We start from the raw sequence: 19,987 nt of genomic DNA, 5'->3' as shown, positions 1-19,987 counted from the left end.
AGGGTCTGCGGGCTGGCCCGGTCGCGGCGGCCGGTCAGAGGATCGAAAAGCCTTGGATTATAGCAATCCCTGCGAACGCAGGAAAGCCTGGTCCGCCGCGTCCAGCAAACCCCGGGCCCGCGCCCGGGCCAGCAGATCGGGCCGGCGCTGTGCCGTGAGCAGCAGGCTTTGTTCGCGCCGGTGGCGGGCGATGCGCTCGTGGTGCCCGCCCAGCAGCACCTCGGGCACCGGCATCGGGCCTTCGGGGCCCTGCCATTGTTCGGGTCGGGTGAAGTGCGGGCTGTCGAGAAGGCCATCGAGCGTGGGGTTGAAGCTGTCCTGCTGGTGACTGCCCTCGTCGCCCAGCACGCCGGGCTGCAGGCGTGCCACCGCATCGAGCAGCGCCATGGCGGCGATCTCGCCACCCGAGAGCACGAAGTCACCCAGGCTGATCTGCTGGTCGACACAGCTGTCGATGAAGCGCTGGTCGATGCCCTCGTAGCGGCCGCAGATGAGCACGGCACCGTCGCCGTGCGACCACCGCTCGACACCGGTGTGATCCAGCGGCTGGCCGATGGGCGAGAACAGCACCACCGGCGCGCGCGCGCCGTCGGGTTCGGCGCGGGCGGCGCGAACCGCCTGCAGGCACTGCCACAGCGGCTCGGCCATCATCACCATGCCCGGGCCACCGCCGAACGGGCGATCGTCCACCCGCCGGTAGTTGCCCTCGGCGAAGTCGCGCGGGTTCCACAGATGCACGGCCACCTGGCCGGACTCGAAGGCGCGGCGGTTGATGCCGTGCTGCAGGAACGGCGCGAAGAGCTCGGGAAACAGGGTGATGACGTCGAAGCGCATCGGGAGGACTAATAGTCCGGTTGCCAGTCGACCGTGATCCGGCGTGCGACCTTGTCCACATCGTCGACATAGGCCGCGACGAACGGGATCATGCGTTCGGCGATCTGCTCGGCGCCGTCGACGGTTTCGGTGTATTCGAGCACGAGCACCGAGGTCGGCCCGGTGGGCATGAGGTCGCGCACCACGCCCAGGTGCACGCCTTCGCGGTTGATCACGTCCAGGCCGATCAGGTCGACCCAGTAGTACTCACCCTCGGGCGTGGCGGGAAAGGCGCTGCGCGGCAGGTAGATGCGCACGCCCTTGAGAGCTTCGGCCGCATTGCGGTCGTCCACGCCCTGCAGCTGAGCGACCAGGCCGTCGGTGTGTGGCTTGACCTCGGAGAGCGCCACCGACACGCAGCCCGTGAACGCCGAAAAGCCACGCGCGAAGCGGGCTTCGGGTGGCTGCAGGAACCATTCGGAGGAAGCGAGCAGCGCCGAGGTGTCGGCGCTGTGGGGCAGGATGCGGACCCACCCCTTGATGCCCCACGCGTCCTGAATGCGCCCCAGCTCGACGGCATCGTCGGGCAGGGGCGACGCCTTGAAGGCGCCGGACGCGGGGCTGTTCACCAGCGAAGCGGTGAGATCAGGCCGCGGCGGCCTTGGCGGCGTTCTGCTTGACCAGGCGCTGGACGGTGTCTGAGGGCGTGGCGCCCACGCCGGTCCAGTAGGTCAGGCGGTCCATGGCGATGCGCAGGGGCTCTTCACCGCCGCGGGCCAGGGGGTTGTAGAAGCCGATGCGCTCGATGAAGCGGCCATCGCGGCGGTTGCGCTTGTCCGCAACCACGATGTTGTAGAACGGACGGGCTTTAGCGCCGCCGCGGGAGAGTCGGATGACGACCATGATTTATCCTTCGGGTGGAGAGGTACCAGGATCGGTACTTCACCGGATCTTGCGATCCGCTTATCTGCAGCGCCTGAGACACACGACTGACCACCCGGCCAGCGAAACGCCACGAAACCCGCGATTATAGCCCGTTCGCAGGTTCCGCCCGCGCCCCCTTTTTCACTCTCTTCCTTTGCCTCCCATGCCCCTGATCCGCCCCAGCCGCGACGAAGACCTCGACGCCATCACCCGCATCTATGGCCACCACGTGCTGCACGGCACGGGCACCTTCGAGACCACCCCGCCCGGCCTGGCCGACATGACGGCGCGCCGCGCCGACGTGCTGGCCAAGGGCCTGCCCTGGCTGGTGGCCGAGGAAAGCGGCCAGGTGCTGGGCTTCGCGTATGGCAACTGGTTCAAGCCGCGCCCGGCCTACCGCTTCTCGGTCGAGGACTCGATCTACATGGACCCGGCCGCGCACCGCAAGGGCCTGGGCCGCGCCCTGCTGGCCGAACTGCTGGCGGTGCTCGAGCGCACCGGCACGCGCAAGGTCATGGCCGTCATCGGCGATTCGGCCAACGCCGGTTCGATCGGCGTGCACAAGGCGCTGGGCTTCGAGATGGTGGGCGTGGTGCAGTCCTGCGGCTGGAAATTCGACCGCTGGCTCGACATCGTGCTCATGCAGAAGACCCTGGGCGCGGGCGACAGCGCCCCGCCGGTCGAGGGCGCCTGAGCATGGCCGGCAAGAACAAGACCGTCGCCGTCTGGCTCGCGCTGCTGGGCGGCACGCTCGGCCTGCACCGTTTCTACCTGCGCGGCCCGGGCGACTGGATCGGCTGGCTGCACCCGGTGCCCGCCGCGCTGGGCTGGTGGGGCGTGGAGCGCGTGCTCACCTACGGGCAGGACGACAAGCTCTCTTGGTTGCTGATCCCGCTGCTGGGAATGACAGTGGCCGCCAGTTGCCTCACGGCCATCGTTTTTGCACTCACCGACCGCGAGAAGTGGAACCGCTGGTTCAACCCCGGATTGCCAGCAGACGCGGTGGCGGGCGCCACGCACTGGCTCACCATCGGCGCCGTGGTGGCCGCCCTCTTGCTGGGCACGGTCGCCTTCATGGGCAGCCTGGCCTTCGGCTTCCAGCGCTACTTCGAGTACCAGGTGGAAGAGGCGCGCAAGATCAGCCAGTGAGGCGGATCGCGCCAGCAGGCGCTCAGTTGATCCAGGACATGATCAGCATGACCAGGGACAGCGTGAACAGCGCCAGCAGCGTGGACAGGCCCATGCTGGCGGTTGTCGTTTCCTGCACCACGTCGTAGCGCTGGGCAAACAGGAACACGTTGGCGCCGATGGGCAGCGCGGCGGCCACGACCATCACCGTCAGCGGCAGGCCGGTGATGCCCAGTGCCCAGGCGCTCAGTCCCACCAGCACCGGCATGATCAGGTTCTTGGACACCGTGACCCACAGTGCCTGCCGCACATGCCCGCGCAGCGGCGTGCGCGCCAGCGTCACACCCAGCAGCACGAGCGCGATCGGCCCGAAGGCGGCACCGAGCAACTGCAGCGGCCTGTCCACCACCGTGGGCAGCACGAGCCCGGTCTGCGCGAACAGCAGGCCGCTGAGGATGGGCAGGGGAATCGGATGGATCAGCGAGGCCTTGAACGCCGACCACGCGGTGGCCAGCACGTGCGGCGCGCGCTCGCCGCCGGCGCGGGCTTCACGCGCAACGGCCAGCTCGATCACGATGGAGCCGAAGGTCAGCAGGATGAGCGCATGCACCGAGACCAGCGTGAGCAGCGTCACCAGGGCTGCCTTGCCGTAGGCCAGTTCGACCAGGGTGATACCGATCATCACCATGTTGGAGAACACCCCCGCCAGCCCCAGCACCACACTGCTGCGGTTGAAGCCCCGCCAGGCGATCGAGACGCCCAGCAGCACCAGCGCCGCCGGAAAGTAGGCCAGCACCGGCCGCAGGTCCAGCGCCTCGACATGCACCGTACTCATGGTGCGGAACAGCAGCGCCGGGATCAGCAGCAGGAACACCAGGTTGGAGAGGTCCTTCACCGCCGCGTCGCGGATCCACTGCCAGCGCCCCGCCAGGTAGCCGAAGCCGATCAGGATGAAAACCGGGGTCAGGGAGGCAACGACGGGGTGGGTGGCGAGGTTCACCCGGCGATGGTACCGACTACTCGACGCCGACCGCCCCGGTGATGCGGTAGTACAGACCGTACGGGTCGTCCTTGAGCACGTGGAAGGTGCCCTCGACCACCACGGCTTCCAGCACGTACTTCACCGGCTTGCGCGTGCGCACCTCGACCATGCTCTCGGGGCCGCCGGGCGTGCAGAAGCTGCAGGTCAGCGGCACGGATGCCAGCAGGAAGTGGCGCTGGTTCTCGCCCGGCTCCAGCGGCATCATGTAGCCCTGCAGGCGAAGCGTCTTCTGGTTCAGTGCGGCCACCGGCGCGGGGTAGACCGGCACGATGCGCTTCTTCTCGACCTTGGTCGTGACGTCGGTGAGCAGCGACCATGCCACCACGTCGTCGCGCCTGGGCAGCGGGGGAAACGGGCTCAGCGGGCTGTGCACGCCAGCGCCCTGGCCGCCGGGCAGGCCCGAAGGCGCAGCCGCCGGGCTGTTGCCCGAGGGCACGGGTGAACTCAGGGTCTGGGCCTGGACGCCGCCGTGCAACGCCACGCCCGCCACAAGCAGTGCGGCGAGGAAGCGGGGAACTGGGAACAGGTCAGGCATCGGTGCTCTCGCTCGGGTTTCGGTTCGTCAATGCGCGTGGCGCATGCCGCAGTATTTTCCCAGTGCCAGACCCTTGCAGGCCACCGACAGTTCCTGCATGCAGACCTTTTCGCCCTTGCCGGCCTCCAGGCACCTGGCCGCGCCTTCGTGCGCGGCGGCCATGGCACGGTGGCGCGCAATGTCTTCCTTGACCTCCTTGTCGGAGTGCTGGGCGAGCGCGGCGGAGGACAGCGCAGCGGCCGCGAACAGGAACAGGAACAGGAACGATTTCTTCATCGGATTCACCTTGAATTCAGGAGTTGAGTGACATCGACACGGTAGGCGCTGGCCGCCGGCACGAAGGCCGCCACCACCGCCACCCCGAAGGCCAGCACAGGCACCCAGGCTTCCCCGGGCACCCATTGCCAACCGGTGATGGCCAGCGAATGGCGGGCCATCAACATTTCGCCCATCAGGGCGGTGAGCGCGTGCGCGGCCAGCAGGCCCAGCACGCAGGCCAGCAGCGCGAGCCAGAGCGCCTCGCACAGCAGCAGCGCGGCCACGCGCGCGGGCGGTGCGCCCAGCATGCGCAGCATGGCCAGGTCCGCGCGGCGCTCGCGCACCGCACTCCACAGCGCGATGAACACGGAAAGCCCCGCCATCACCAGCAGCACGGCCGCGAGCACGCGCAGCACCTGCGTGCCCACGCCCACCATGCTCAGCAGGCGCGTGATCTCCACCGCCGGCGCCGCCGCCTGCATGGACGTGCTCTGGTTGATGAAACGCGGCAGGCTCACCGCCGCCAGTGGCGTGCGGTAGCGGATCAGGGCCAGCGTGATCTCGCGTTCGGCCGCCAGCGCCTCGGCCAGCTCGGCGCGTTCGGCCTCGCTCATGTTCGCGCCGGCGTGCATGTCGTCGTGCACGCGCCAGACGGATTCGGTGGCGGTGAGCACCAGCCGGTCGAGCACGCAGCCGCAAGGCGCGAGCACACCGGTCACGGTGTAGGGCGTGGCGCCGTGCACGGCGCCACCCGTTCCCAGCCCGTGCGCGCCCTCGAAGGCCTGCCCGGGCTGCAGCCCGGTGCGCTGCGCGACCTGGGCGCCCAGCACCGCTTCCAGCGGCGCCTGCCAGAACGCGCCGCGGGCCAGCTGCGCGCCGTAGTGGGCCGGGTAATCGCGTGTGGTGCCGACGATGCGAAAGCCCCCGAGGTTGTCGCCCAGGCTCAGCGGGATCAGCTGCGCCACCTGCGGGTGCCGCGCCAGCTGGTTGGCTTCGGCCAGCGGGATGTTGCCCGGTGGCACGTCGAGGTGGAACACGCCCGCGAGGATGAGCTGCATCGGGCTGCCCTTGGCGCCCACCACGAGGTCGATGCCGGCCAGGTCGCGCTCGAAGGCGCGGTCGACCTGGTCGCGCGCGATCAGCACGAAGGCCATGGAAGCCAGGCCCAGCGCGAGCAGCAACAGGTTGAGCACCGTGGACAGTGGCCGCGACCACAGGTAGCGCCAGGACAGGGTCAGCACATTCATGCGGGGATCCGCGCGGCGACCGCCGGGAAGGCCAGCACTTCAGCCCGCGGCAGCGCCTGCAGCACGCGCGCATCGTGCGTGGCGATCACCAGCGTGGCCTGCAGCGCCGCGGCGTGGCCCTGCAGCCGCTGCAGCGCGGCGGCGCAGGCGTCGTCGTCCAGGCTGGCGGTGGGCTCGTCGGCCAGGATCACGCGCGGACGCAGGAGCGTGGCGCGCGCCAGCGCCACCCGCAGCGCCTGCCCGCCCGAGAGCTGCGATGGCCGGCGCGCCGCCAGGTCGCCCACGCCCAGGCTGTCCAGCGCCTGCGCAATGGCGCCGCGGTCCACCGGCAAGCCGGCAGCGAAATACGCCAGCGCCAGGTTGTCGGCCACGCCAAGCGCCTCGCTCAGGAACAGCTTCTGCGGCAGAAAGCCGATGTGGCGCGCCCGCCAGGCGTCGCGCGCGCCGGGCGGCAGCTTACCGACGGACTGCCCGGCCACCACCATCTCACCCGCCGACGGCGTGAGCAGGCCGGCGGCCAGCGCCAGCCAGGTCGACTTGCCGCTGCCCGACGGGCCGCGCAGCAGCAGCACGCCGCCTTGCGGCACCGACACATCGCCCAGGCGCAGCGCTGCGCTGCGCGGGTAGGCGTAGGACACACCGCGCGATGCGATCACGCGGCCGACTCCACGCAGCTCGAGCAGGTGCCGTGCACCGACACATCCACCCGCTCACCCTGGTGGCCCAGGCGCGCCAGCGTGTCGAGCAGGTCCTGCGCGATGGCGCGCGTGGGCGCGCCGGCATCGGCCAGGCGGAACTGGCGGTGGCAGGCGTCGCATTCGAAGCGCGGCAGCGCGCCCTCGTCGGCAGCGTCGGTCTCCAGCGGCGCCAGGCTGAAGCGCCAGGTGCGGGCCTGGTCGTCGGTGTGGCGCTGCAGCACGCCGCAGGCGGCCAGCCGGTCCAGCAGGCGGTACAGCGTCACGCGGTTGATCTCCAGCCCGCGCGCGGTGAGCGCGCCCAGGGCTTGGGCGTGCGTGAGGCCATCCGTCGGCTTGGCCAGGAAGAGCCCCAGCACCGCGCGCGTGGCCAGCGTGCGGCGCAGGCCGGCCGCCTCCAGGCGGGTCTGGATGTGCGGCGGCACGGTGGCCGTTTCTCTGGGGGGACGGGGTGACATGGGATCTCCTGAATAACGCAACATAGTTGCGTTAACATGCGCGCTATCGCAATCGAGTTGCAATATCTTAGTCCCAAACAACCGTGCCACCCCAAACGCCTTCCGCCGTCCCGGCCACCACGTTCGTCCTGCGCGACCTGACCCTGGGCTATGAACAGCACCCCGCGGTGCACCACCTGTCCATCGCCGTCGCGGCCGGTTCGCTGGTGGCGGTGGTGGGCCCCAACGGGGCGGGCAAGTCCACCCTGATCAAGGCCCTGGCGGGGCGGCTCAGGCCCATCGGGGGCTGGATCGACGGCCTGGAGACGCACCGCGTGGCCTGGCTGCCGCAGCCATCGGGCATCGACCGCAGCTTCCCGATTGCCGTGCAGGACATGGTGATGCTGGGCCTGTGGCACGAAGTCGGCGCCCTGGGCCGCTACACCGCTGCTCACCGCCAGGCCTGCCACGACGCCCTGGCCGAGGTGGGCCTGCTGGGCTTCGAGAGGCGCGGCATCGACACGCTCTCGGGCGGGCAGCTGCAGCGCGCCCTGTTCGCCCGGCTGGTCCTGCAGGACGCCCCCGTGGTCCTGCTGGACGAGCCCTTCGCGGCGATCGACCAGCGCACCACCAACGACCTGCTGGCCCTGCTGCACCGCTGGCAGGCGCAGGGCAAGACCGTGGTGGCGGTGCTGCACGACCTGGCGCAGGTGCGCGCGCATTTCCCGCAGACGCTGCTGCTCGCGCGCGAGCCCATCGCCTGGGGGCCCACCGCCAACGTGCTCACGCCCGCGAACTGGCAACGCGCGCTGCACATGCAGGAACCCTTTGACGACGAGGCGCCGCCCTGCAACGCCACCCCCGGGACACCGGTCCGTGAGGTCATGGCATGAGCGCGCTCTGGGCAGACCTGTGGCTGGCGCCCTTCCTGGAGTTCGGCTTCATGCAGCGCGCGCTGCTGGGCAGCGTGGCACTGGCGCTGAGCGCCGCTCCGGTGGGTGTGTTCCTCATGCTGCGGCGCATGAGCCTCACCGGCGATGCGATGGCCCACGCCATCCTGCCGGGCGCGGCCATCGGCTATCTGGCCGCCGGTCTGTCGCTGGGCGCCATGACGATCGGGGGCATTGCCGCCGGCCTGGCCGTGGCCGTGGGTTCGGGCTGGGTCGCGCGCAACACGGTGCTGCGCGAAGACACCAGCCTGGCTGCGTTCTACCTGCTCTCGCTGGCCCTGGGGGTGCTGATCGTCTCCACGCGCGGCAACAGCGTGGACCTGCTGCATGTGCTGTTCGGCACCGTGCTGGCGCTGGATGACGCCGCGCTCGCGCTGCTGGGCGGCATCACGGCCACCACGCTGGTGTCGCTCGCGGTGCTGTACCGCCCGCTGGTGCTCGAGTGCCTGGACCCGGGCTTCCTGCGCGGCAACAGCCGCTGGAGCCCGGCAGCCCACTACGGCTTCATGGCCTTGCTCGTGATCAACCTCGTGGCCGGCTTCCACGCCCTGGGCACTCTGATGGCCGTGGGCGTGATGGTCCTGCCCGCCGCCACCGCGCGCTTCTGGGTGCGCCGCATCGGGCCGCTGCTGGCCACGGCCGTGGTGCTGGCCCTGCTGGCCGGCGCCAGCGGCCTGCTGGTCTCGTACCACGCCGACTGGCCGACCAGCCCCGTCATCGTGCTCAGCCTGGGCGTGATGTACCTGCTCTCCATGGTGTTCGCGCCGCACGGCCTGCTGCGCCAGCAGCGCACCCCGCTTTCCCATCTCAAAGCCTGAACAGAAGGACCCCCATGCCCACCCACACCACACACATCCCGTCGTTCCAGCGCCGCCACGCCCTGGTGGCCACCACCCTCGCCCTGGCGCTGGGCGCCGCCACACCGGTGCTGCACGCGCAGACACCCGTCAAGGCCGTCGCCAGCTTCAGCATCCTGGGCGATCTGGTGCGCCAGGTCGGCGGCGAGCGCGTGAGTGTGGAGGTGCTCGTCGGTCCCGGCAGCGACGCCCATGTGTTCCAGCCCTCGCCCGCGCAGGCCCGGCTGGTGGCGCAATCGCAGGTGGTGTTCTCCAATGGTCTGGGCTTCGAGGGCTGGCTCAGCCGCCTGCTCAAGACCGCGGGCTACAAGGGCCAGCAGGTCGTGGTGAGCAAGGGCATTCAGCCGCTCAAGGAACCCGGTCACGACGACCACGACCACCAGAAGAAGGGCCATGCGCGCGGCGCGCACGACCACGGCGAGACCGACCCGCACGCCTGGCAGAGCGTGAACAACGCCAAGGTATTCGTGAAGAACATCGCCCTGGGCCTGTGCCGCGCCGACCCGGGTGGCTGCGAGCTTTACGACCGCAACGCCAGGAGCTACACCGCGCAACTCGATGCACTGGACGGCGAGATCCGCGCGGCCTGGGCGCCGATCCCGGCGGCGCAGCGCCAGGTGATCACCTCGCACGACGCCTTCGCCTACTACGCGCGCGACCACGGCGTGAAGTTCCTGGCACCGCAAGGCGTGAGCACCGAGAGCGAAGCCTCCGCCCAAGGCGTGGCGCAGCTGGTGCGGCAGATCCGCAAGGACCAGATCAAGGCGCTGTTCGTCGAAAGCATCTCGGACCCACGGCTGATCGAGCAGATCGCGCGCGAGACCGGCGTGAAGCCGTCCGGGGCGCTGTATTCCGACTCGCTCTCCGTGCCCGGCGGCGAGGCCGCGACCTACATCGACCTGATGCGGTTCAACACGCGCGCGCTCACCCGCGCGGTGCGCGGCCAGTGAACACGGCGCAGGCAGCGCGCCTCCTCAACGACTTCCACCACTTGCCCGCCGGGCAGGTCCTTTTCTCCGCCTGATACGCCCATGAAACATCTGCCTCCACACCGCCGTGCCACGCCGCTGTTGCGCCCCCTGCCCCTTGTGCTCGGCATGAGCGCCGCGTTCTGTGGCGTGAGCGCCGCGCAGACCACCGCCGGTGAGCCCGCCGGGTCGGCCCCCACGCTGCAGGAGGTGAGAGTCACCGCCGATCACGGGCAGGCCGACTTGCAGGGCAAACGCAGCCAGGTCACCAACGACAGCACCGGCCTGCCCTCGGCCCTCACCGTCATCACCCGGGAGGACATCGACACCCTCAACGTGGGCCGGGACATCTCCAACGTCTTCCGGCGCGTGCCGGGCGTCGTGGCCAACAGCATCGACCAGGGCGAAACGGGCAACGGCTTTCGCATGCGCGGCTTTGCGACACAAGGCACGCACGGCGCGGACACGTCGGTCTACGTGGATGGCGTGCCCCAGAACATGCCCTCCAGCCAGGCCGGCGCCGGACACGGGCCGGCCTACCTGGAATGGATCACGCCCGACATGATCGGGCGCATCGACGTCATCAAGGGACCGATTTCCGCGCTGTACGGTGACCAGAACCGCGCCGGGGCCGTGAACCTCACCACGCAGACCGGCCCCATTCCCTCTAGCGTCGGGCTCTCGCTCGAGAGCTACGGAGGCCGCCGGGCGTCGCTGGTGCTGTCGAACACCTTCAGCGAGGTCCAGTCGCTCCTCATCGCGGACAGCTACCGCACGGACAGCTACCGCCGCGACGGCCAGGTCGCGCGCGACAACATCTTCTGGAAGCTCTCCACCCGCGTGGGTGATGGTCTCTACAGCCTGCGCATCAACCACTACCGGGCAGACGCGGTCGCCGCGGGGTATCTGCTGCTGCCCGATCTGCAACGGGGTGCGGTCGATCCGCGCTCGACGCAGTCCAACCTGCCGGGCTACAGCAGCGGAGAACGCACCGCGCTGGTGTTCAACCGGTCCCCGGCGGTGGGCGAGGCAGGCTGGTCGGCGACCGCCTACCTGGAAAGTTTCGAGCGCGTGCGCGGCGCGACCAACAGCAGCGTCCAGCACACGGTGGGTGCGGACGACCGCCACTTCTTCGGCGGCCGGCTGTCCCGCAACTTCGTTTTCGACGACAGCGCGTCGCTCACCTTGGGCGGCGAGCTGCGCCGCGACGAGGGCGACGCCACCCGGCGGATCTGGATCGCCGGGGCACCGACCGCGAACTACGTCAACAACCAGCGGCTCGACTTGCTCACCTACGGCTTCTTCGCGCAAGCCCAGTACAAGCCGGCGCCGGACTTCAAGCTGCTGGGTGGCGTGCGGCGCGACTGGTTCGACTACGACATCGAAAACCGCAAGTTGCCGGGCGCATCCACCGCCTACAAGGACGCGGTGACCACGCCCAGGCTGGGTGCGGTGTGGCGCGTCACGCCCACGCTCGATGTCTTCGCGAACGTGGCCGAGGGCTTTCGCTCGCCGGCCGCCGAACAGATCAGCGGCAGCGGCTCGACAGGCCCTCTGGGCGCGGCCGGGGGTACGGTCAGCGACGTGTCGCCCTCGAAGGTGAAGTCCCACGACATCGGCTTCACCGTCACCCCGACGCCGAACTGGACCGCATCGGGCGCGGTCTATCACACGCTCAACGAGGATGAAATCGTGGCCCAGCCCGACGGTTCCTTCCGATCGGTGGGCGACACCACGCGCCGGGGCTTCGAACTGGAAACGCGCCTGCGGCTGGGCGCGAGCTGGTCCGTGTACGGCAGCTACGGTCGCATCCTCGAAGCGCGCATCAACAACCCCCTGCCCACCGCGGGGGCGCGGCTCTCCGTGCCGGAGCACCAGCTCAAGCTCGGTGCCGAGTACCGCCAGCGGTTCGGCGCCGGTCGCCTCACGCTCAACGCCGATGCGTACCTGACGGCGCAGAACCCGTACTACGTGGGAACGCCGCAGACCCAGCTGCGCACCATGCCCACCTACACGCGCTACGACCTCAAGGCCACGTACGACGTCGAGAAGCTCCAGTTCTCCGTCTTCGCGGTCTTCCAGCCGCGCCGCTTCGCCGCGGACATCGCCTACGGCACCTCGGCGGGCCTGATGATCTCGCCGCAACCCCGCACCCAGGTGGGTGCGTCGGTGCGCTACTTTTTCTAGGTGCAGCGCATGAGGGAAGGCATGCTCTCGCTGCGGGCGATCGAGGTCGAGCGCGGCGGACGGCGCACCATCGACCGGCTCGATCTCGATGTTCATGCAGGCAGCGTCTATGCCCTGCTGGGCGGCAACGGCGCGGGCAAGACCACCACGCTCGATGTGCTCCTGGGCTTCATCGCGCCCACGTCGGGCGAGGCCCGGGTTGGCGGCTTCTCCCCGACCCGGAACGCGGCACAGGTGCGCCGGCAACTGGCCTACCTGCCCGAGAACGTGGCGCTCTACCCCTACCTGAGCGGGGCAGAGAACCTGCAGTACTTCTGCACGCTGGCGGGCATCGTGGTCACGGGCGCCTCGGCGCGCACGCTGCTGGAGCAGGCCGGGCTGCAGACCCGGGCGCATGGCGCGCGGGTGGCGACGTATTCGAAGGGGATGCGCCAGAAGGTGGGCCTGGCCATCGCGCACGCCAAGCAGGCTGGCGCCATGCTGCTGGACGAGCCCACGTCCGGGCTGGATCCGGGCGCCGCCAACGACTTCGCACAGCGCGTTCGCGCCGCGGCCGATGGCGGCATGGCCGTGCTGATGGCGACGCACGACCTGTTCAACGCGCGCCAGGTGGCCGACCGCATCGGGATCATGCGAGAAGGCCGGCTCGTGGCCGAATTCGATGCCCACACCGTCAGCCACGATGCGCTGGAGCGCGCCTACCTCCTGCACACCCGCAACGCAACGGCGGAGACGTCGCCGTGATGCTGGCGATCGTTCGCAAGGAATGGCGGGCCATCGTGCGCGACGGACGGTTCGCCGTTCTCGCGCTGTCCCTGGGACTGCTGCTGGCCGGGTTGCTGGCCGCTTCCGCACAGCAACACCAGCGGCTGGCCGAGGAGAAGGCGGAGGTGGCGGCGCTCGTGCGCGAACAATGGGATGACCAGGGTGACAAACATCCCCACCGCGGCGCGCACTTCGGCTTGTACGCGCTGCGCCCCGATTCACCGCTGGCCGGCATCGACCCGGGTCTCGATCCCTACCTGGGCCAGGCACTCTGGCTCGAGCCGCACCGGCGCAACATGACGCGGTTCCGACCCGCCGCCGACGAGCCGCCCTCGGTGCGCTTCGGCCAGCCGACCCCGGCCTTCGCCCTGGTGGTCCTGCTGCCGCTCCTGATCATTGCGCTGGCCTTCCACGCCGTCAGCCAGGAGCGCGAAAGCGGCACGCTGCGCATGCTGCACAGCGCCGGCCTGCGCGGGGGCAGCCTGCTGGTGGGCAAGCTGGTGGCGCTGCTCGCTGTCGTGGCGCTGGTGCTGCTGCTCGCGGTCGGCGGCGGCCTGGGTCTTGCGGCCGCGGGGACGCTGCCGCCGGCCGATGCCCTCTGGCGCGGCCTGCTGCTGGCGCTCGCGTACCTGCTGTACTGCGGCGTGTTTGCGGCCCTCGCGCTCGCGGTTTCGGCGTGGACGCGCACCAGCCGGCTCAGTCTCTTCGTGCTGCTGGGCCTGTGGGTCGCTTTCGTCTTCGCCGTGCCGCGCCTGGGTGCGGCGGCAGCGCAGCGCGCCGTGCCGCTGCCAACGGCCGAGCGGTTCTGGGGCGACATCCACCGCGACTACACGCAAGGCCTGCCCGGAGACGCCGATCTGGCGACGCGCGGCAAGGCGTTCGAGGCCGAGCTGCTGCGCCGCCACCAGGCGCAGCGCCTGGAGGACCTGCCCTTCGGGGTCGCCGCCGCACGGCGGCTGGCGCGCGATGCCTATGCGGACCGGGTTCATGCCCTGCATTTCGACGCGCTGTGGCAGCGCCAGCACCGGCAGGAGCAATGGCTCCGGGCGACGGCCCTGCTCAGCCCCGCCGTGGCCATGCGCGCGATCTCGATGAAGATGGCGGGCACCGATCTCGCGCACCAGCGGCACTTCGAGGAAGCGGCCGAAGGCTACCGGCGCCAGGTCAACACCCGCATCGACCAATGGGACGTGGACAACACCCGGGGCATCACGTCGTTTGACGACCGCTACGCCAACAACGACCTGTGGCGCTCCGTCGAAGCCTTTCGTTACGCGCCACCGCGCGTGGGGTTCGCGCTGCGCGCGGCCTGGCCCGACCTCCTGGTGTTGCTGGCCTGGGCCCTGGCATCGGCGGGGCTGCTGCGCGCCAGCCTGAGAAAGCTCGATCCATGACCCCGGCACTGGCCCGCGCCGAGTGGCGCCGCTTCGTCCGGCAAGCGCTGAACCTCTGGGTGCTCGCGGTGTTCGCGCTGCTGCTCGGGACCAGCGCGGTGTGGTCCGGCCTGGCCGCGCGCGAGTACCGCGCGGCCGCCCTCATGCAGCAGGCGGACTGGGAGCACACGCGCCTGAAGGCCCAGGCCGCGGCCGCCCAGCCACGCAACGGCACGCAGGCGATGATGGCCGCCTTCCTGTTCGCCCGCGCCGATGCACCGCCGGCGCAGTTGCCCGCCCTCGGGGGTCTGGCACTGGGCACCGGGACCTTCCAGCTGCTGAGCCCGGACGCCCGCGTGACGGTGGAGAGCCGGCACACGGACGCGCGCAAGGCCGAGCGCCTGAGCAACCCGCTGCTGGAGGACTTCGGCCTGCCCGACTTCGCGACCGTGGTCGCCTTGCTGCTGCCCCTGGCCATACTCGGGCTCACCTGCGGCCTGGTGCAGGAAGAGCGGGAACAGGGGCAGTGGCGACTGGTGGTGGCGCAGCGCGCACGGCCCGGCCGCGTCTTCGCGTGGGCGCTGGGGCTGCGCGCGGTCGCCATCTGGTGTGTGGCCGCGGCGGCCTCCTCGGTCGCGTTCGCGCTCGATCCGGGGGCCAGTGGCATCGCCTGGTTGGCCTGGCTCATCACCCTGGCGGCCTTCTGCGCGGTCTGGACGGCTCTGGCAGGCGGGTTCTGCCTGCTGCCCCTGTCCTCCGGTTCGGCCACACTGGGCCTGCTGGCCTGCTGGCTGCTGTCGACCTTCGTCGTCCCCGCCGCCCTGGCCGCCTGGGTGGACCGGGACAGCTCCATGCCGTCGCGGCTGAGCGCCATCGCCCTGGTGCGCCATGCCCAGCAGGAGGCCGAGGTCCACATGGACGAACACCTCGCCGACTGGTATGCGGCGCACCCCGACGCCGCGCCCGCGGGGCGGAGCAGCCATGCCTGGCCGGTGTCGTTCCTGCCGCGCTACCTGCAGCAGGATCTGGAGATCAGGCCCTTGATGGAAGACTTCGACCGCGCACGCGCGCGGCGTTTTGTCGCGCTGGAGCGCTGGGCCTGGTCGTCACCGAGCCTGGCCCTGGTCATGGTGGCCGACCGGTTGGCCGGCATCGATGCACCCCGCTACCTGCGCCACGTGCAGCGCGTCAACGACTACGAGGACGCCTGGCGGGACTTTTTCGTGCCGCGCATCATGAGCTACCGGGGGCTCACGGCGGACGACTTCGACCACCTTCCGCGCTTCGTCGCGCCGCAGGGGGACCTGGGGGCCGCGGTGATCCGGCAGGCCTTGGCCCTGGGCCTGCTGGCGCTGGTCTTGACCGCTGGCGTGGTCGCCGCGCGCGCATCGTTGCAGCGGCCCTGAACCGGTCTGTCGCGCGCGGGAGCGCGCGCCTTCACGGCCTCGCTATACTGCGGGCCCCTTGCGACCGGAGCCTGCATTGCCCACGACCCACCTGCTCCTGGCCCTCTCGGTGGTCTTCGTCTGGGGCACGAACTTCGTCGTGATCCGCTGGGGGCTGGACGGCCTGCCGCCCTTTCTCTTCGCCACGCTGCGCTTCGCGCTGTCGGCCCTGCCCTGGCTGCTGTTCATCCCGCGCCCGACCGCGCCCTGGCGCAAGATCGCGACCTTCGGCGTGCTGCTGGGCGTGGGCCAGTTCGGCCTGCTGTTCCTGGCCATGCGCAGCAGCATCTCGCCCGGCCTGGCCTCGCTGGTGGTGCAGCTGCAGGTCTTTTTCACCATCGGCCTGTCGCTGTGGCTCATGGGCGAGAAGGTGCGCGGCTACCAGGTGATCGGCCTGCTGCTGGCACTGGCCGGCCTGGGAGTGATCGCGGCCCACCTCGACGCGACGGTCACGCTGCTGGGCATCGGCCTGGTGCTGGGCGCGGCCTTCTTCTGGTCGCTGGCCAACCTCACGGTCAAGTCGCTCGGGCCGGTGAACATGCTGCACTTCATGGTCTGGAGCAGCCTGTTCGCGGTGCCGCCGCTGTTCGCGCTGTCCTGGCTGATCGAAGGCCCGCAGCTCATGGCCGAGAGCGTGCGGCAGGCGAGCACGCTGGTCTGGGCCAGCGTGCTGTGGCAGGCGGTGGGCAACACGCTGTACGGCTACGGCCTGTGGAACTGGCTGCTGGCACGCCATCCGGCCGCCACCGTCACGCCGCTGGCGCTGTTGATCCCTGTGTTTGGCATGGGGGCTTCGGCCCTGTCGCTGGGTGAGTCCCTGCCGGGCTGGAAGCTGGGGGCGGCGGCGCTGGTGCTGATGGGTCTGGCCGTGATCGTCTGCTGGCCGCTGTTGCACGGGGCCCTGCGGCGCCGGGCCGGGTCGCGCTGAGGCCCGTCACCGCATTTTTTTGAATCCAGTGCGGGCCCGCACTGCGTATCTCCTTGCAGCCGCAGTTCCGGCTTCAACCCCTCAAGGAGACTTCATGATCAAGCACACCCTCGGCAAGACCGTCCTGGCCCTGGCCATCGGCGGCGCATCCCTCTCAGCCTTTGCGCAAGTCATGGTGGGCGGCGCGCCCATGCTGGCGAGCAAGGACATCATCGACAACGCGGTGAATTCGAAGGACCACACCACGCTGGTGGCGGCGGTGAAGGCCGCGGGCCTGGTCGACACGCTGAAAGGCCCCGGCCCGTTCACCGTGTTCGCGCCCACCAACGCCGCTTTTGCCGCGCTGCCTGCCGGCACCGTGGACACGCTGCTCAAGCCCGAGAACAAGGGCATGCTCACCGGCATCCTGACCTACCACGTCGTGCCCGGCAAATGGGACGCCGCCGCCATCGGCAAGATGGTCATGGACGGCAAGGGCATGGCCTCGATCAAGACCGTGGCCGGCGGCACGCTGGTGGCGAAGGCGGCCGGCGGCAAGGTCACCGTGACGGATGAAAAGGGCGGCGTGGCCACGGTGACCATTGCCGACGTCTACCAGTCCAACGGCGTGATCCACGTCATCGACAAGGTGATGCTGCCGAAGTAAACGGGCGGCCTACTTCGCCAGCCGCGCGAAGGTCTTGCGGAACTTCGCCACCTTGGGCGCGGCCACCATCATGCAGTAGCCCTGGTCCGGGTTGCGCTCGAAGAAGTCCTGGTGGTAGGCCTCGGCAGCGGAATAGTTGTCGAGCGCCTTCACCTCCGTGACGATGGGTTGACCGAAGGCCTTGTCCTTCGTGAGCTCGTCGATCAGCGACTGAGCCACCTGCTGCTGCTCGGGCGTGGTGAAGTAGATGCCGCTGCGGTACTGCGTGCCCACGTCGTTGCCCTGGCGATTCAGCGTGGTCGGGTCGTGGATCACGAAGAAGATTTCCAGGATCTCGCGCGTGCTGACCTGCGCCGGGTCGTATTCGAGGCGCACCACCTCGTTGTGCCCGGTCGTACCGGTGCACACCGCCTCGTAGCTCGGCTGCTTCACGTGGCCGTTGCTGTAACCGGACTCGACGTCGGTCACGCCCGTCACTTCCTTGTATACCGACTCGGTGCACCAGAAGCAGCCACCGCCCAGCACCAGCACCTGTTTGTCGCTCATCGTGTTCTCCATGGTTTGTTCACTTGCGTTGGTCCACCCATTCGCAGGAATCTTTCAACAGCACGTCACTCTAGCGGTTGCGCAAACCCGCGCACGGCGCCCAGGAATGCCCCCAGGGCCGCCTGGTCCCTGTCGGTCTTCCACAGACAGTGCGTCTCGTAGGGCGGTGTCTCGCCCTGCAACGGCACGAACACCGCGCCGGGCAGGCCGGCCTGCGCCAGCGCGGCCGGTACCAGCGCCACGCACAGCCCCTGCGCCACCAGAGAAACCACGCTGAGCCAGTGGCGCAGCTCATAACGGGTCTCGGGCGCAAAGCCGGCGTCGGCGCACAGGCCCAGGATGCGTTCGTGGTAGTCCGGCGACACGGTGCGCGAGACCATGGCGAACGGCTCGCCCTGCAACAGCACCAGCGGCAGCCGCTTGCGCCGCGCCAGCGCGTGGCCCGCCGGCAGGCAGGCCACGAAGGCCTGGCGCGACACCAGAATCTGCGAGAACCCGGCCGGCACGCGCGTGGTGTGCACGAAGCCAAGGTCGAGCCGCTCGTGCATGAGGTCGATCAACTGGTCGCTCGAACTCATCTCGCGCAGCACCAGGCGCAGCCGCGGGTGCGCGCTGGCGAAGCTTTTCAGGATCTGCGGCAGGCCGCGGTAGAGCACCGTGCCGGCAAAGCCGATCTGCAGGCTGCCGACCAGGCCCTGCGCGACCTCGCGCGCCTCGCGCGCGGCCACGCCAGCCTGGTCCAGCAGCGCGCGTGCCGCCGGCACGAAGGCCTGCCCCGCCGCTGTGAGCTGCACACCACGGCTGTTGCGGGTGAACAGCTGGGCCCCCACCGAGGCTTCAAGCTGCTGGATGTTGAGCGAGAGCGGCGGCTGGGTGATGGCCAGGCGCTGCGCAGCCCGGCCGAAGTGCAGCTCTTCGGCCAGGGCCAGGAAATAGCGCAGGTGTCGGAATTCCATGAATCTGAAATTTGTATCAATGAATACAGGAACGATATTAGACAGGTATTCATGTGCCACCGACAATCATGGCATCGCCACCCCGACCACCGGAGACAACATATGAGCACCGCCAAAGCCCGCTTCAGCTGGGAAGACCCGTTCCACCTCGACCAGCAGCTGACCGACGATGAGCGCCAGGTGCGCGAGGCCGCCCAAGCCTACTGCCAGGAAAAGCTGCTGCCGCGCGTGACCGAAGCGTTCCGCCACGAGAAGACCGACCCGGCGATCTTTCGCGAGATGGGCGAGCTCGGCCTGCTGGGCGCGACCATCCCCGAGGCCTACGGCGGCGCCGGCCTGAACTACGTCTGCTACGGCCTGGTGGCGCGCGAAGTGGAGCGCGTGGACTCGGGTTACCGCTCGATGATGAGCGTGCAGAGCTCGCTCGTGATGGTGCCCATCAACGAGTTCGGCACCGAAGCGCAGAAGCAGAAGTACCTGCCGAAGCTGGCCACCGGTGAGTGGATCGGCTGCTTCGGCCTGACCGAACCCAACCACGGCTCCGACCCCGGCAGCATGGTCACGCGCGCGAAGAAGGTGGCCGGCGGCTACAGCCTCTCGGGCGCCAAGATGTGGATCACCAACAGCCCGATCGCCGACGTGTTCGTGGTCTGGGCCAAGGACGACGAAGGCGCGATCCGCGGCTTCATTCTGGACAAGGGCATGAAGGGCCTGAGTGCCCCTGCGATCCACAGCAAGGTCGGCCTGCGTGCCTCCATCACCGGCGAGATCGTGATGGACAGCGTCTTCGTGCCGGAGGAGAACGCCTTCCCCGAGGTGCGTGGCCTGAAAGGCCCGTTCACCTGCCTCAACAGCGCGCGATACGGTATCGCCTGGGGTGCGCTGGGTGCGGCCGAGGACTGCTACTTCCGCGCCCGCCAGTACGTGCTGGACCGCCAGCAGTTCGGCCGCCCGCTCGCGGCCAACCAGCTGATCCAGAAGAAGCTGGCCGACATGCTGACCGAGATCAGCCTGGGCCTGCAGGGCTGCCTGCGCCTGGGCCGCATGAAGGACGAAGGCACGGCCGCGGTGGAGATCACCTCCATCCTCAAGCGCAACAGCTGCGGCAAGGCGCTGGACATCGCGCGCCTGGCGCGCGACATGATGGGCGGCAACGGCATCAGCGACGAGTTCGGCGTGGCGCGCCACCTGGTGAACCTGGAGGTGGTGAACACCTACGAAGGCACGCACGACGTGCACGCGCTCATCCTGGGTCGCGCGATCACCGGCATTCAGGCGTTCTCCTGA

23 protein-coding genes are annotated in these 19,987 nt (G+C 69.6%); 12 read left to right on the top strand and 11 right to left on the bottom strand.

Annotated elements, in window-relative coordinates:
• Positions 1 to 57 precede the first annotated feature (57 nt).
• Genes trmD through rpsP form a run of 3 tightly spaced genes read right to left on the bottom strand, consistent with a single transcriptional unit; the run spans position 58 to position 1,716 of the window.
• Complete coding sequence (gene trmD / locus K5880_RS18200; protein ID WP_297655602.1) at positions 58 to 834, bottom strand: tRNA (guanosine(37)-N1)-methyltransferase TrmD; 777 nt, start codon at positions 832 to 834, stop codon at positions 58 to 60.
• A gap of 8 nt (positions 835 to 842) precedes the next feature.
• Entirely contained in the window at positions 843 to 1,442 is a 600-nt protein-coding gene (gene rimM / locus K5880_RS18195; RefSeq protein WP_297655600.1) for a ribosome maturation factor RimM, read from the bottom strand.
• A gap of 16 nt (positions 1,443 to 1,458) precedes the next feature.
• The gene (rpsP, locus tag K5880_RS18190; protein ID WP_297655597.1) at positions 1,459 to 1,716 is read right to left on the bottom strand and encodes a 30S ribosomal protein S16; all 258 of its coding nucleotides are present in this window, start codon (positions 1,714 to 1,716) and stop codon (positions 1,459 to 1,461) included.
• A 184-nt stretch (positions 1,717 to 1,900) separates the two neighbouring features.
• Between rpsP and K5880_RS18185 the strand changes: the two genes are divergently transcribed.
• Together K5880_RS18185 and K5880_RS18180 are read left to right on the top strand one after the other, a co-directional pair.
• Complete coding sequence (locus tag K5880_RS18185) at positions 1,901 to 2,431, top strand: GNAT family N-acetyltransferase (protein ID WP_297655595.1); 531 nt, start codon at positions 1,901 to 1,903, stop codon at positions 2,429 to 2,431.
• Between the two features lie 2 nt (positions 2,432 to 2,433).
• On the top strand, positions 2,434 to 2,886 hold the full coding sequence (locus K5880_RS18180; RefSeq protein ID WP_297655592.1) for an NINE protein: 453 nt from the start codon (positions 2,434 to 2,436) through the stop codon (positions 2,884 to 2,886).
• Between the two features lie 22 nt (positions 2,887 to 2,908).
• Here K5880_RS18180 and K5880_RS18175 read toward each other — a convergent pair whose 3' ends face one another.
• From K5880_RS18175 to K5880_RS18150, 6 genes are read right to left on the bottom strand one after another with little or no spacing between them, the layout of a single operon-like run.
• Positions 2,909 to 3,865: an AEC family transporter gene (locus tag K5880_RS18175; protein WP_297655588.1), complete on the bottom strand. Its 957-nt coding sequence runs from the start codon at positions 3,863 to 3,865 to the stop codon at positions 2,909 to 2,911.
• Positions 3,866 to 3,881: 16 nt separating this feature from the next.
• Positions 3,882 to 4,442 carry a DUF3299 domain-containing protein gene (locus K5880_RS18170; protein ID WP_297655585.1) on the bottom strand — a complete coding sequence of 187 codons (561 nt, stop codon included), beginning with the start codon at positions 4,440 to 4,442 and terminating at the stop codon, positions 3,882 to 3,884.
• A 27-nt stretch (positions 4,443 to 4,469) separates the two neighbouring features.
• Positions 4,470 to 4,718 (bottom strand): hypothetical protein, encoded by a 249-nt coding sequence (locus tag K5880_RS18165; protein WP_297655582.1) that lies wholly within the window; start codon positions 4,716 to 4,718, stop codon positions 4,470 to 4,472.
• Positions 4,719 to 4,723: 5 nt separating this feature from the next.
• A complete protein-coding gene (locus tag K5880_RS18160; RefSeq protein ID WP_297655579.1) occupies positions 4,724 to 5,947 on the bottom strand; it encodes an FtsX-like permease family protein in 1,224 nt (407 codons plus the stop codon).
• Positions 5,944 to 6,603 (bottom strand): ATP-binding cassette domain-containing protein, encoded by a 660-nt coding sequence (locus tag K5880_RS18155; RefSeq protein ID WP_297655576.1) that lies wholly within the window; start codon positions 6,601 to 6,603, stop codon positions 5,944 to 5,946. Before K5880_RS18155 ends, K5880_RS18160 begins: the two co-directional genes overlap by 4 nt.
• Complete coding sequence (locus K5880_RS18150; protein WP_297655573.1) at positions 6,600 to 7,100, bottom strand: Fur family transcriptional regulator; 501 nt, start codon at positions 7,098 to 7,100, stop codon at positions 6,600 to 6,602. The genes K5880_RS18155 and K5880_RS18150 overlap by 4 nt, the downstream gene beginning before the upstream one ends.
• A gap of 83 nt (positions 7,101 to 7,183) precedes the next feature.
• On the opposite strand from K5880_RS18150, the gene K5880_RS18145 reads away from it, so the two are divergent.
• The 9 genes from K5880_RS18145 to K5880_RS18105 all read left to right on the top strand — a co-directional run bounded on the left by K5880_RS18145 (position 7,184) and on the right by K5880_RS18105 (position 17,198).
• Positions 7,184 to 7,972 carry an ABC transporter ATP-binding protein gene (locus tag K5880_RS18145; protein WP_297655570.1) on the top strand — a complete coding sequence of 263 codons (789 nt, stop codon included), beginning with the start codon at positions 7,184 to 7,186 and terminating at the stop codon, positions 7,970 to 7,972.
• The gene (locus K5880_RS18140) at positions 7,969 to 8,847 is read left to right on the top strand and encodes a metal ABC transporter permease (RefSeq protein ID WP_297655567.1); all 879 of its coding nucleotides are present in this window, start codon (positions 7,969 to 7,971) and stop codon (positions 8,845 to 8,847) included. The genes K5880_RS18145 and K5880_RS18140 overlap by 4 nt, the downstream gene beginning before the upstream one ends.
• 14 nt (positions 8,848 to 8,861) lie before the next feature.
• A complete protein-coding gene (locus tag K5880_RS18135; protein WP_297655564.1) occupies positions 8,862 to 9,836 on the top strand; it encodes a metal ABC transporter substrate-binding protein in 975 nt (324 codons plus the stop codon).
• Between the two features lie 81 nt (positions 9,837 to 9,917).
• Complete coding sequence (locus tag K5880_RS18130) at positions 9,918 to 12,041, top strand: TonB-dependent receptor (RefSeq protein WP_297655562.1); 2,124 nt, start codon at positions 9,918 to 9,920, stop codon at positions 12,039 to 12,041.
• 9 nt (positions 12,042 to 12,050) lie between these two features.
• Entirely contained in the window at positions 12,051 to 12,785 is a 735-nt protein-coding gene (locus K5880_RS18125) for an ABC transporter ATP-binding protein (protein WP_297655559.1), read from the top strand.
• Complete coding sequence (locus tag K5880_RS18120; RefSeq protein ID WP_297655558.1) at positions 12,785 to 14,200, top strand: ABC transporter permease subunit; 1,416 nt, start codon at positions 12,785 to 12,787, stop codon at positions 14,198 to 14,200. Before K5880_RS18125 ends, K5880_RS18120 begins: the two co-directional genes overlap by 1 nt.
• Complete coding sequence (locus tag K5880_RS18115) at positions 14,197 to 15,585, top strand: DUF3526 domain-containing protein (protein WP_297655553.1); 1,389 nt, start codon at positions 14,197 to 14,199, stop codon at positions 15,583 to 15,585. The genes K5880_RS18120 and K5880_RS18115 overlap by 4 nt, the downstream gene beginning before the upstream one ends.
• Before the next feature lie 76 nt (positions 15,586 to 15,661).
• Entirely contained in the window at positions 15,662 to 16,552 is an 891-nt protein-coding gene (locus tag K5880_RS18110) for an EamA family transporter (RefSeq protein WP_297655550.1), read from the top strand.
• Positions 16,553 to 16,646: 94 nt separating this feature from the next.
• Positions 16,647 to 17,198, top strand: a complete 552-nt coding sequence (locus K5880_RS18105; RefSeq protein WP_297655547.1) for a fasciclin domain-containing protein — start codon at positions 16,647 to 16,649, stop codon at positions 17,196 to 17,198.
• A 9-nt stretch (positions 17,199 to 17,207) separates the two neighbouring features.
• Here K5880_RS18105 and msrA read toward each other — a convergent pair whose 3' ends face one another.
• Entirely contained in the window at positions 17,208 to 17,744 is a 537-nt protein-coding gene (gene msrA, locus K5880_RS18100; RefSeq protein WP_297655544.1) for a peptide-methionine (S)-S-oxide reductase MsrA, read from the bottom strand.
• A 65-nt stretch (positions 17,745 to 17,809) separates the two neighbouring features.
• On the bottom strand, positions 17,810 to 18,700 hold the full coding sequence (locus K5880_RS18095; RefSeq protein ID WP_297655542.1) for a LysR family transcriptional regulator: 891 nt from the start codon (positions 18,698 to 18,700) through the stop codon (positions 17,810 to 17,812).
• 102 nt (positions 18,701 to 18,802) lie between these two features.
• Here K5880_RS18095 and K5880_RS18090 point away from each other — a divergent pair, with 102 nt between their 5' ends.
• Positions 18,803 to 19,987: an acyl-CoA dehydrogenase gene (locus K5880_RS18090; protein ID WP_297655539.1), complete on the top strand. Its 1,185-nt coding sequence runs from the start codon at positions 18,803 to 18,805 to the stop codon at positions 19,985 to 19,987.

Source organism: Hydrogenophaga sp., from assembly GCF_025699295.1.
In the GTDB taxonomy this organism is placed as follows: Bacteria; Pseudomonadota; Gammaproteobacteria; order Burkholderiales; family Burkholderiaceae_C; genus Hydrogenophaga.
Note: the sequence above shows the minus strand (reverse complement) of the source record. Positions and strands in the feature narration are given on the sequence as shown.